This is a genomic window from Rasiella sp. SM2506, from assembly GCF_050859505.1.
GTDB lineage: Bacteria > Bacteroidota > Bacteroidia > Flavobacteriales > Flavobacteriaceae > Marinirhabdus.
In genome coordinates, this window is sequence record NZ_CP193934.1 from 488,610 (window position 1) to 500,522 (window position 11,913).

The 11,913-nt window shown below is 39.1% G+C and carries 16 protein-coding genes; 6 read left to right on the plus strand and 10 right to left on the minus strand.

Going from position 1 to position 11,913, the window contains the following annotated elements; translation table 11 throughout:
* Nucleotides 1-22 precede the first annotated feature (22 nt).
* From ACQ2HF_RS02335 to ACQ2HF_RS02345, 3 genes are all read right to left on the minus strand, one after another.
* Nucleotides 23-475: a ferritin-like domain-containing protein gene (locus ACQ2HF_RS02335; RefSeq protein ID WP_432411908.1), complete on the minus strand. Its 453-nt coding sequence runs from the start codon at nt 473-475 to the stop codon at nt 23-25.
* Nucleotides 476-647: 172 nt separating this feature from the next.
* Nucleotides 648-1,079, minus strand: a complete 432-nt coding sequence (locus ACQ2HF_RS02340; protein WP_432411909.1) for a ferritin-like domain-containing protein — start codon at nt 1,077-1,079, stop codon at nt 648-650.
* Nucleotides 1,080-1,312: 233 nt separating this feature from the next.
* The gene (locus tag ACQ2HF_RS02345; RefSeq protein WP_432411910.1) at nt 1,313-2,131 is read right to left on the minus strand and encodes a DUF6252 family protein; all 819 of its coding nucleotides are present in this window, start codon (nt 2,129-2,131) and stop codon (nt 1,313-1,315) included.
* 132 nt (nt 2,132-2,263) lie between these two features.
* Here ACQ2HF_RS02345 and ACQ2HF_RS02350 point away from each other — a divergent pair, with 132 nt between their 5' ends.
* The 6 genes from ACQ2HF_RS02350 to ACQ2HF_RS02375 all read left to right on the plus strand — a co-directional run bounded on the left by ACQ2HF_RS02350 (nt 2,264) and on the right by ACQ2HF_RS02375 (nt 7,090).
* Complete coding sequence (locus ACQ2HF_RS02350) at nt 2,264-2,887, plus strand: 30S ribosomal protein S16 (RefSeq protein WP_432411911.1); 624 nt, start codon at nt 2,264-2,266, stop codon at nt 2,885-2,887.
* A gap of 12 nt (nt 2,888-2,899) precedes the next feature.
* Nucleotides 2,900-3,424 (plus strand): ribosome maturation factor RimM, encoded by a 525-nt coding sequence (gene rimM / locus ACQ2HF_RS02355; protein ID WP_432411912.1) that lies wholly within the window; start codon nt 2,900-2,902, stop codon nt 3,422-3,424.
* A 56-nt stretch (nt 3,425-3,480) separates the two neighbouring features.
* A complete protein-coding gene (locus ACQ2HF_RS02360; protein WP_432411913.1) occupies nt 3,481-4,140 on the plus strand; it encodes a tRNA1(Val) (adenine(37)-N6)-methyltransferase in 660 nt (219 codons plus the stop codon).
* Nucleotides 4,141-4,186: 46 nt separating this feature from the next.
* Nucleotides 4,187-5,365: an acyl-CoA dehydrogenase family protein gene (locus tag ACQ2HF_RS02365; RefSeq protein WP_432411914.1), complete on the plus strand. Its 1,179-nt coding sequence runs from the start codon at nt 4,187-4,189 to the stop codon at nt 5,363-5,365.
* Nucleotides 5,366-5,462: 97 nt separating this feature from the next.
* Complete coding sequence (locus ACQ2HF_RS02370) at nt 5,463-6,365, plus strand: serine/threonine protein phosphatase (protein WP_432411915.1); 903 nt, start codon at nt 5,463-5,465, stop codon at nt 6,363-6,365.
* Between the two features lie 17 nt (nt 6,366-6,382).
* Nucleotides 6,383-7,090, plus strand: coding sequence for an SGNH/GDSL hydrolase family protein (locus tag ACQ2HF_RS02375; RefSeq protein WP_432411916.1), 708 nt, complete (start codon nt 6,383-6,385; stop codon nt 7,088-7,090).
* On the opposite strand, the gene ACQ2HF_RS02380 is transcribed toward ACQ2HF_RS02375, so the two are convergent.
* The 7 genes from ACQ2HF_RS02380 to trmB all read right to left on the minus strand — a co-directional run bounded on the left by ACQ2HF_RS02380 (nt 7,087) and on the right by trmB (nt 11,857).
* Entirely contained in the window at nt 7,087-7,419 is a 333-nt protein-coding gene (locus tag ACQ2HF_RS02380) for a ferredoxin (protein ID WP_432411917.1), read from the minus strand. The genes ACQ2HF_RS02375 and ACQ2HF_RS02380 overlap by 4 nt on opposite strands.
* A gap of 69 nt (nt 7,420-7,488) precedes the next feature.
* Entirely contained in the window at nt 7,489-8,541 is a 1,053-nt protein-coding gene (locus tag ACQ2HF_RS02385; RefSeq protein WP_432411918.1) for an NAD(P)/FAD-dependent oxidoreductase, read from the minus strand.
* Nucleotides 8,542-8,587: 46 nt separating this feature from the next.
* Entirely contained in the window at nt 8,588-8,830 is a 243-nt protein-coding gene (locus ACQ2HF_RS02390; RefSeq protein WP_432411919.1) for a NifU family protein, read from the minus strand.
* Between the two features lie 3 nt (nt 8,831-8,833).
* Nucleotides 8,834-9,970, minus strand: coding sequence for a P-loop NTPase (locus ACQ2HF_RS02395; RefSeq protein WP_432411920.1), 1,137 nt, complete (start codon nt 9,968-9,970; stop codon nt 8,834-8,836).
* A gap of 209 nt (nt 9,971-10,179) precedes the next feature.
* Entirely contained in the window at nt 10,180-10,515 is a 336-nt protein-coding gene (locus tag ACQ2HF_RS02400; RefSeq protein ID WP_432411921.1) for an MGMT family protein, read from the minus strand.
* 1 nt (nt 10,516) lies between these two features.
* Entirely contained in the window at nt 10,517-11,146 is a 630-nt protein-coding gene (locus tag ACQ2HF_RS02405) for a lysine transporter LysE (protein ID WP_432411922.1), read from the minus strand.
* A 30-nt stretch (nt 11,147-11,176) separates the two neighbouring features.
* Nucleotides 11,177-11,857: a tRNA (guanosine(46)-N7)-methyltransferase TrmB gene (trmB, locus tag ACQ2HF_RS02410; protein ID WP_432411923.1), complete on the minus strand. Its 681-nt coding sequence runs from the start codon at nt 11,855-11,857 to the stop codon at nt 11,177-11,179.
* Between the last annotated feature and the right edge of the window lie 56 nt (nt 11,858-11,913).

The following is an 11,913-nucleotide window of genomic DNA, read 5'->3' on the forward strand; positions in this document are numbered from 1 at the left end:
TCTTAAAATTATTGAAATTATTTTACTTTGCTTCCCAGGCGTCTAACGATCTAGCATTTGCTAATGCCGATTGTACTGAAGTTACTTGATTTTGCAGTAGATTTTGCGTAGTTGGCGCCAGCGTAGCGTTACTCAAAATTTCTTTATACTCCTCTACTGCGGCTTCCTCGCCCCTAATCACCTCTTCCAGCATTGCTTTGGAGTCGTTTGCCGAAAACGTATCTTTAATACTCATCCAGGCGCGATGTGCATCTCCGGTAAAACTAGTTCCCTTCTTTACTTCGCCGCCTACCATTTTAATTTCGTCTTTCAACGAGTGACCAAAATCGTATCTGGCTTTTGCCTGGTTGGTAAAAAACTGCTTTAATTGTGTATCATCCACAATTTCTGCTGCTTTCTTATAACCTGCTTCGGCATCGTAATTTTTAGTAATTAATTCGTTTAATTTCTGTACTCTTTCTTCTAAATTATTCATAGCTTTTTTGTTTAATTTTGATTAAAGATACTCCAATCTAAAAAGTCACAGAAGTCTTTTAACCGAAGCTTAGCGGAGTTTTAACAGCGTTTAACTTGGTCTAAAAAGTACGTTAATAAAAAAAAGACCAGATTCGTTCTGGTCTTTTTTTGGGTTTGTTATGAGCTTTGAATTAAGCGACAATCGCTTCAAAATTTTTCACGTTTTGCAAAGTGCTTTCAATGTTAGACACTTGCTTGGTCAAGATCCCTTTTGTGGTGGGCGGCAAGGTGGTATCTAAAATCACTTCTTGATATTCATTAACTGCAGCTTTCTCTCCACGGGTCACTTCTTCGAGTATATTTTCTTCATCATTGGAAGTAAAAGTGTCTTTTATACTCATCCAAGTGCGGTGGGCATCACCTTTAAAGCTTGTTCCTTTTTCGGGAGTCCCGCCGGTGTTTCGGATTTCGGTTTTTAACTCGTGTCCGAAATCGTATCTCGCTTGTGCCTGTGTTTCAAAAAACTGCTTCAATTGTGGATTTTCAACAATCTCAGCTGCTTTTTTATAGCCTGCTTCCGCATCATAATTTTTGGTTAGTAATTCGTTTAATTTATTTGACATTCTCTCAGTATACATAATCTCTTTCATTTTAAATGTGCAAAGCTGTTTCAATAAGAATCGAAGTTAGAAGCTTTGTTTTCTCTATTTCGATATACATCAATATACTAGTAAAAATCGCCACTGCCAAGCATTTAACCCAAGCTTAACGGGCTTTAACACGATTTAACGGTTTTAAGTAGCTGCCAAAAAAAAGACCGATGTCTCCATCGGTCTCAACATATTTTATTACAATTTTAATATTCAATATTGAATTGACCTAATGAAATTACGTGGTTTTCTGTTACAAATGAAAAAGTCCCTGAAATACTCTTAGCCGCCATGTCGTGAGCAAAAACTCTAATCGTTCCACTTATTGCAGGTTCTTGAACTCCAGATATGAAGTAATTTGCGTCAAAACCATCTCCAGGGATAGCTTGTGTAGCTGGCTCTGCATCTAAGGGGATAATAAGTTGTATTGTATCATCTCCTAATGCACCGTTAATCTGAATAGAGGTTCCCGTTGTAGTTCCAACTACCGTTGACGGGTCAAAGAGCTCTCCATCTATCTCTGCTACAAAATTACCATCCAGATTGGGGTTATCTGGGTCTGTAGGATCTTCTAGTATACCAGAAATTATTGGCACCTGATAAAGTACGCCACGACTAACTGTAACAGTATCGACACCTTTTAAAATCGCTGTAAATGTAAAGTCCCCAGATAGAAATTCATTTCCAGCGTCGGTCCCTCGACCTGTTATATTTACAACTCCGTTACCCTCAAACTCTGTTGAATATTGTTGCCCAGCAGCATCTTCGTAAATAGCTTGGTGGCCATTACCGCTATTAAATTGAAACGAACCAGACTGCAGTACCGAGAGAATAAGTGTAATATTTTGGTCGGTTGTAGCACCTACAATTGCAACAGTACCGTCCTCTGCAACAATAGCTTTTGCATCTAAGGCTTTGTAAAATTCAGTATCTAAATTTGCCTGAAATGCAGGGCTGTTATCTTCAATATCTTCGCAGGAAACAAAGAAACACACAATACACAGTAGTAAGAAATAGGTTTTCATGGGGTTAAACATTTGTAGGTTAATGCACAAATATAAAATAAAAGTTCTATCTAACTATTTTTACATCAAAAATGCGGTATCTTTGCCGTCCTTAATTATAACCCGAGGTCGAGTACCTCAAAAATTAATTTTATGCCTGTAAAAATTAGATTACAAAGACACGGTAAGAAAGGGAAACCTTTTTACTGGATCGTAGCTGCAGATGCACGCGCGAAAAGAGATGGTAAATACCTAGAGAAATTAGGTATCTACAATCCAAATGTAAACCCTGCACAGATTGAGTTAGATATTGACGGATCTGTACAATGGTTACAAAATGGAGCACAACCAACTGATACTGCTAGAGCTATCCTTTCTTACAAAGGAGTAATGCTTAAGAATCACTTAGCGGGTGGTGTTGCCAAAGGTGCTTTAACCCAGGAGCAAGCTGAAGAAAAATTCAACGCTTGGGTAGAGGACAAAGGAAAAGCAGTAGATGCTAAAAAAGGAAAATTATCTGACGCACAGGAAAAAGCTAAAGCTGAAGCCCTGGCAGCAGAGAAAGTAGTAAACCAAACACGTATTGCTGAAGCACAGCCAGAACCAGAAGTTGTAGCAGAAGAAACTGAAGCAACTCCAGAGACTACTGAGAATGTAGAGGCTACGGAAGAAGTTTCTGCTATTGACCAAGCTGCAGAAGAAGCAAAGGCCGAAAAAGCCCCAGCTGCTGAAGAAGCACCCGCTGCTGAGGCAACGGATACTAAAAAAGAAGAATAAAACTGAAGCGATATGCAAAAGAAGGACTGTTTCTTCGTTGGCAAAATCGTAAAAAAGTACAGTTTTAAGGGAGAATTGCTAGTAAAACTAGATACCGACGATCCCGAACAATTTTTAGAAATGGAATCGGTTTTTGTGGAACAACACAAAAACTTGATTCCATTTTTTATTGAAAAACTATCACTTCATAAATCGACATTGCTACGTGTACAATTTGAAGAAGTAAAAAATGAAGCCGATGCAGATGCGCTGCTTGGCACCGAACTCTTCCTGCCACTTTCCTTATTACCTAAACTTTCAGGCACTAAGTTTTACTACCACGAAATTATTGGTTTTAAAGTTACAGATGCCAATTTTGGAAAATTAGGTGTTGTTGCAGGTGTAAACGATAGCACCCCTCAACATTTGTTTGAAATTGAATTTAATGGTAAAGACATTTTGATTCCTATTAATGACGAGATTATTAAAAAGGTAGACAGAGAGAACAAAATCCTGCATTTGGAGGCTCCAGATGGGTTGATAGCGTTGTATCTCTAATGGCAAACAAGCCCTTTCAATTCAAACAATTTACCGTAGCGCAAGATCGCTGTGCTATGAAAATTGGCACAGATGGCGTGTTATTGGGCGCCTGGGTTTCTTTAGAGAATACTCCACAAAATATTTTGGACATTGGTGCAGGAACCGGACTTATTGCCCTGCAGTTGGCACAGCGTTCTTTTGCTGAAACAATCGACGCTATCGAAATTGACGATAACGCTTACGAACAATGCACAGATAATTTTGAAAACTCCCCATGGGCAGACAGACTATTTTGCTACCATGCTTCTATTCAGGAATTTGCTTCTGAAATAGACGAAAAATATGATTTAGTGGTTTCGAATCCTCCTTTCTATTCCGAAGACTATAAAACCGAAAATACCGCACGCGACACAGCCAGATTCACAGATGCACTTCCCTTTGAGCATCTTGCAATAAGCGCCGCCCATCTACTTTCTGAACACGGAACTTTTGCTGTCATTCTTCCGAAAAAAGAAGAAGCTCATTTTATAGAACTTGCCTCAAAAAGAAAGCTATTCCCAAAACGAATTTGCAGCGTAAAAGGCACACCCACTGCTGAAGAAAAAAGGAGCTTACTCGAATTTTCTTTCCATAAAACCGAACCGATTATGGAAACACTCATTATAGAAACAACCCGACATCACTTTACCAAAAATTATATGGATCTGGTGGCGGAATTTTACTTGAAAATGTAGGACATTCAAGTTGTGAGTTTTACATTTGTAATCCTAAATTAAAGACATGAAACCCGATTTATTTGAAGCTCCCGATTATTACAACATAGACGATCTTTTAACCGAAGAACATAAACTCATACGTGATGCTGCCCGAGCTTGGGTAAAACGCGATGTATCTCCCATTATTGAAGAAGCAGCCCAAAAAGCTGAATTCCCAAAATCTATCATTCCTGGATTGGCAGAGATTGGTGCTTTTGGACCATATATTCCAGAACAATATGGCGGTGCAGGTTTAGACCAGATTAGTTATGGATTAATCATGCAAGAGATAGAACGTGGAGATAGTGGTGTGCGATCTACAGCTTCGGTACAATCTTCTTTGGTCATGTACCCTATCTGGAAATATGGAAACGAAGACCAACGCAACAAATACCTCCCTAAACTAGCCTCTGGAGAGTGGATGGGATCTTTTGGGTTAACCGAACCTGACCATGGCAGTAACCCTGCAGGAATGGTAACCAGCTTTAAAGACAAAGGCGATCATTATCTATTAAACGGCGCTAAGCTTTGGATTTCTAATTCTCCTTTTTGTGATGTAGCCGTTGTTTGGGCAAAAAATGAAGAAGGACGTATTCACGGTTTAATCGTGGAACGTGGTATGGAAGGTTTTAGCACTCCAGAGACACATAATAAATGGTCGCTAAGAGCTTCAGCAACTGGCGAATTAATATTTCAAGACGTAAAAGTTCCAAAGGAGAATCTATTGCCGAATAAATCTGGGCTGGGAGCACCTCTGGGATGTCTGGACAGTGCTCGTTATGGGATTGCCTGGGGCGCTATTGGAGCTGCTATGGACTGTTATGATACGGCACTAAGGTATTCAAAAGAACGTATTCAGTTTGGAAAACCTATTGGGGCATTTCAGCTTCAACAAAAGAAATTGGCCGAAATGATTACCGAGATCACCAAAGCACAACTGCTGGCACTTCGTTTAGGACAACTAAAAAACGAAGACAAAGCAACCTCTGCACAAATTTCTATGGCAAAGCGAAATAATGTAGACATGGCTATTAAAATTGCCCGTGAAGCAAGACAAATGCTGGGTGGTATGGGAATTACTGGAGAATATCCAATTATGCGCCATATGATGAACCTAGAAAGTGTTATCACTTATGAAGGTACCCACGATATTCACCTGTTAATTACAGGACTGGACATTACCGGGCTCAGTGCTTTTAAATAAAAAATAATCTTTGCAATTATTAAAGCTTTCTTCGGAAAGCTTTTTTTGTTGTAGCCTAAATGGCAGTCAAATTGTATCTTTAGGAAAAAAATAAAGTATGTCTTCCCGAATTCGTTTCAGCAACGCTTATAAAACTGCCAAGCGAATTCCGTTTAATGACACTTCCAAGTTTATCATCTTTAGCGATTGCCACCGCGGAGACAATAGTTTTGCAGATGATTTTGCCAACAACCGAAACATTTACTATCACGCTTTAAAAAATTATTATAACGAGGGATTCACCTATTGCGAATTGGGTGATGGCGATGAACTTTGGGAGAATATTGAATTTAAAGAGGTCTTTGAAGCACACCAAAATGTATTCGATCTCATGCGGTTATTTTTTCAGGAAAACAGACTGCACCGCATTGTTGGAAATCATGATATGGTTTACAGAAATAAGAAGTTTGTTGAAAAAAATCTCTATAGTTACTTAAACAAAGTGACTGGTAAAGAAGAGCCTCTTTTCCCGGGTATCGAGTTTACCGAGGGACTTTTATTTACAAACGAAACCAACGGACAAGAAATCTTTATGGTGCACGGTCACCAGGCAGACTGGATGAATTATGTAGGTTGGAAATTTAATCGCTTTATGGTTCGCGCCCTTTGGCGGCAGCTACAAATTTTTGGAATTGGCGATCCTACAAGTCCTGCAAAAAACTACAAAGAACTCATTAAAGTGGAACGTCGCACCAAACGCTGGATTATTGAGAACGACAACCTATTCACCATTACTGGCCATACCCATCGTCCTCGCTTTCCAGAACCAGGAGACATTGCTTATTTTAACGATGGCAGCTGCGTGCACCCAAGAAGTATTACTGGGTTAGAAATTGAAAATGGAGCCGTTTCCCTCATAAAATGGCATATAGCGACCACCGAAGATGGCACGTTAAAAGTTATACGAAGACTATTGGAGGGCCCTCAAAAACTTATAGACTATAAAACCAAATCACGCTAATTTGCGTATCTTTAACTATGAAAGCAGTGCTCGCCATCTATGTTTTTCCGCTATGTATCCTTGTTGGATTTTTATCGTGTTCCAATTCCGATGAAAACACAACAGCTACACCAACCGTTGAAAATTTCACCTATTTAGCCCTTGGCGATAGTTATACCATTGGCGAAAGTGTTTCAGCTACCGAAAACTTTCCTTTTCAGCTGCAAGACTCTTTAGGCAAAAATTTAGCTGAAACAGGCACCTATAAAATTATTGCGCGTACAGGTTGGACCACCACTAATTTATTAAATGCGATTGAAAGCCAGAACCCAACTAAAGACTATGATTTAGTAACTTTATTAATTGGTGTAAACAATCAATTTCAAGGGAAACCATTTTCGGTATACGAGCAGGAATTTCCGAAGTTATTGGACATGGCGATCGAATTTGCCAAAGGAGACGCAACCAGTGTTATTGTAGTTTCTATTCCAGATTATGCCTTTACTCCATTTGGGCAAAACAGTGGCAACGCACCACAAATTTCAGACGAAATAGACCAATACAATTCTTTTGCAAAGCAAATTGCAACACAAAAAGGGGTGACTTTTCAAAACATTACAGATATTACAAGACGCGGCTTAGAAGATACAGAATTGGTTGCCAATGACGGATTGCACCCTTCGGCGAAAGCCTATAAATTGTTTGTGGACAGGTTGTTTAATAAGGCGAAACAGGCAGTAGACTAGATTTCGGCTGGGGCAAGGGTTACTTTTAATCCTTCTAAATTTTCTGCCATAAAAAGCTGGCACCCTAAACGACTAGTATCATTCACGTGAAAAGCTTCAGCAAGCATTAAATCTTCATCATAACTCATTTCAGGAAGTTGATGATCACTTTCAATATAGCATTGACAAGAGGCGCACATTGCCATTCCACCGCAAACGCCAATCGTTCCTTCTTCAGCCAATTCAAAAGAACGAATCACTTCCATGAGGTTCATATTCATGTCGGTTGGAGCAAGAACTTCGTGAGTTTTGCCGTTACGATCTGTGATATAAATTGTAATATCTGACATAAAATTACCTTCTACTCCCAGCCCGAAAGATGTATTCTGGCGGACACTCTGGGTGACATTTAAAATAAATTAATCTATAGATTTTACAACAGCTTTTGGAGCTTCTTTTTTACTGCCATCAAATCCTTCTACACCACCAACTGTTGTATATTTCATAACATAACGCTTGTCTGGAAAAATACGTTGGTAGGCACTTTGGCACATTAACGTAGCTTCGTGGAAGCCGCACAATATGAGTTTTAATTTTCCAGGATACGTATTTACATCGCCAATAGCATAAATACCCGGAATGTTGGTTTGGTAGTCTAAGGTATTATCCACCTTAATGGCATTTTTTTCAATTTCCAATCCCCAATCGGCTATAGGCCCCAATTTAGGCGCCAGACCAAACAGTGGGATGAAATGATCACATTCTTTATTAAAAACTTCGGCACCTCTCTTTATGGAAACTCCTTCTACATTTGTTTCACCAACAATCCCTATAATTTCGGCTGGAGTAAGAAGCTCAATCTTACCCGCATTTTTAAGTTCCTGTACTTTTTCGACGGAGTCCAACGCTCCTCTAAATTCATTTCTACGATGTACCAGCGCCACACTTTGGGCCACGTCAGTTAAGAAAATACTCCAATCTAAAGCACTGTCGCCACCACCCGCGATAATTACTTTCTTGTTTCTATATAATTCGGGATCTCTAATAATATACTCTACCCCTTTGTCTTCAAATTCTGAAATATTAGTAATTGGTGGCTTGCGCGGCTCAAAACTTCCCAGTCCGCCAGCAATTGCAACAATGGGCGCGTGGTGTTTTGTGCCTTTATTCGTGGTTACGATAAATGTATTGTCTTCTAACTTTTCAATAGTTTGAGCACGTTCGCCCAAGGTAAACCCTGGTTGGAATGGCTCGATCTGTTTCATTAAATTAGACACTAAATCGCCTGCCAGAATTTCTGGAAAAGCCGGGATATCGTAGATAGGTTTTTTGGGATAGATTTCAGAACATTGTCCGCCAGGTTGTGGCAAAGCGTCTATTAAATGACATTTTAGTTTTAGTAATCCTGCTTCAAAGACAGTAAATAATCCTGTTGGCCCTGCGCCAATAATAAGAATATCGGTTTTAATCATATTTCGACTCCGCTTAGTATGCAGCGGTCATATTATTTTATTGAATTTACCCTTCTACGTTGATTACTTGTTCAATCTGTGGCGCATATTTTTTTATGGTCATTTCAACACCACTTTTTAAGGTCATTTGATTTACAGAACACCCCACACAAGCCCCTTGCAATTGTACTCTTACAATTTTATCATCTTCAACGGATAGCAATTTAATATCTCCTCCATCATTCTGAAGAAAAGGTCGTATTTCTTCTAGGGCAGCTTCAATTTTATCGTGTAATGTAAGTATTTCCATAATTTATTTTTTAACGGCGCTACAGCCAGCCATTGTTGTTATTTTAATGGCTTCAGTTGGAGGTAAGGTATCATTTCTTTTTACGGTTTCTGCCACTACATTCCTAGTAATTTCTTCGAATGCAGCCTCAATAGGGGATGCGGTCTGTAATGCTGCCGGACGACCAATATCTCCTGCTTCACGTATGCTTTGCACCAATGGTATTTCACCTAAAAAAGGGACTTCAAGATCTTCGGCCAGATTTTTAGCGCCTCCATTTCCGAAGATATAATATTTATTATCTGGTAATTCTTCGGGTGTGAAATACGACATGTTTTCAATCACTCCCAGCACTGGTACTTGTATATTTTCCTGCTGAAACATTGCCACCCCTTTTCTAGCATCTGCCAAAGCTACCGTTTGTGGCGTACTTACTATAACAGCTCCTGTGATAGGCAACGACTGCATAATGCTTAAGTGAATATCTCCCGTTCCCGGAGGCAAATCCAATAACATAAAATCTAATTCGCCCCAGGCTGCGTCAAAAATTAATTGATTTAATGCCTTAGAAGCCATAGGACCTCTCCAAATTACTGCTTGATTGGGTTTTGTAAAGAAACCAATGGACAATACTTTTACGCCGTGACTTTCAACCGGTTTCATTTTGCTCTTTCCATTTACGTTTATAGATAATGGACGTTCATTAAAAACATCGAACATTAATGGAATAGACGGTCCATAAATATCGGCATCCAGCACCCCTACTTTAAAGCCCATTTTTGCTAGGGTAACAGCAAGATTTGCCGTAACAGTAGATTTCCCTACACCCCCTTTTCCTGATGCCACAGCAACTATGTTTTTAATACCGGGAACAGGCTTCCCTTTTATTAAATTGGCATTTTCCTTTTCAGGAGCTTCCACTTTAATATTCACTTTCACCTGCGCATCTTTAGAAACTTTTTCCTGAATGATCGCAATGATGTCCTGCTCTGCACGTTTTTTGATGTGCAGTGCGGGGGTGGTCATTTTTATATCTACAACCACCTCATCTGCAAAAGTGATTACGTTAAGGACGGCACCACTTTCCACCATATTCTTTCCTTCTCCAGCAAGCGAGATACTTTCTAACGCTTTTAAAATGTCTTGTTTATTGAATTTCATTATTAAGATTGATTCTAAGTTGCAAATATACGGCGCAAGGTTTAGAATAGAAAAGAGATAGATTGAAATGATTTATGGTGGGATAAGTATTTTCAGAAAGACAATGAAAAGAAATATACTATTATTTGTAAAATTTTATAAAATTAGCAAAAAACACACACCCTTTTTGTCTTTCTCTGGGTCGTGCCTTTCTTGTCGGAAACACTTCTCTAGAGGGGAGGTAAATTGGTCATTGGATCCCAAAAAAGTGTTTCAAAATTCTGAATTTGATGTTCGATCACTTCTACGCCTTCGCTTTCCAGCAATTGCTGCATTAGGTTGGTGCCTTGAAAATGATGTTTCCCTGTGAGCAGTCCTTTCCTGTTTACTACGCGATGAGCGGGAACATTTTCTTTTTTCCCCGAAGCATTCATGGCCCAACCCACCATCCTCGCACTTCCTGCAGCTCCGAGATATTTTGCAATGGCACCATAGCTGGTTACCCTTCCGTACGGGATTTGGATAGCAACCTGATATACTTTTTCAAAGAAATTAGCCTCGGCCATTTTAAAAATTGTTGAAAATTTTAAAGAAAGTAATTGCAGAAATAATAGCTGTAATTAAACCTATGATATAATTCATATTAACTCCTTTTTTTTCGGGCTTGTGTTTTTTTCGAAAAAACCACACATAAATGGTTAACATCATAAACGTTCCCATTCCAGATGCTAAAACGGCCGCCAAAAGCTCTAACTGCCCAAAACTGAACCAGCCGAAACCTGCAAACGTAATACTTATATAAAGCCAATACGGCAAAGGCAACAAATTGAGAAGTGCCAAGAGCATCCCGGAAAAAAAACGATTGGTTTTTGAATGTCGCTCCATGCCTTCTGGAATTTCCCTCCGCGTATCTTTTGCGATGAAAAAGAAATAAATAGTTAGGCAAATAAATATCCCCAGCCCAACTTTTTGAAGCATATCCACATACTCTGGATGCATGTCTAAAAAACGAGCAAAAATAAGCGCGATGTAGGTTTGTAACATCACAGTTACACAAACCCCAAGAGAAAACGTTAATGCTCGCTTACGCCCTTCTTTTACACTTACCTTAGCTGCATACATATTGAGCAAACCAGGCGGAATGACACCAATAAGTGCTGCTACAAAGCCAATAATAAAATTTAAAAGAATAGACATTAAGGGTTAGTTTGCTCCGTCAATATACAATTATTTGTTACGGAATTTAAAACGGATGTAGGTAATCTTTTTATCCACTTCAAGATACTGGCTTTCATAAAAGGTCTGGATAGAAATTACTTCTTCCGGCGAATGGGAATTCCCATAAACATCATGATGGGCGTATTCAATGTCTTCATCCAACCCATGCAAAAGCCCTAACGTATAGCCGTGCATAAACTCGCTATCGGTTTTAAGGTGCACAATGCCTTCGGGCTTTAGGATGAGCCTGTATTTGTCTAAAAATTCCTGATTGGTTAGACGGTGCTTGGTACGCTTGTACTTAATTTGTGGATCTGGAAAGGTAATCCATAGTTCATCCACTTCATTTTCGGCAAATAAAAAATTGATTAGTTCTATTTGAGTACGCAGGAAACCTACATTTTTCATACTTTCTTCCAAAGCAGTTTTTGCTCCTCTCCAAAAACGAGCTCCTTTAATATCTATTCCCAGAAAATTTTTGTTGGGGTATTTGCGGGCCAGGTTTACGGAATATTCTCCTTTTCCACAACCCAATTCCAACACCAGGGGATTTTCATTCTTAAAAAAATCTTTTTTCCAGTTTCCTTTTAAGCTGAAGGTTCCATCGGTTACTTCTGCCCTTGTTGGTTGCACAACGTTATCAAAAGTTTCGTTCTCTCTAAAGCGTTTTAATTTGTTTTTACTTCCCACCGTTTGGTTGTTTTGAACTATTTGTATTTTTTCTTTAATTGATGGTTCCTTTCAGG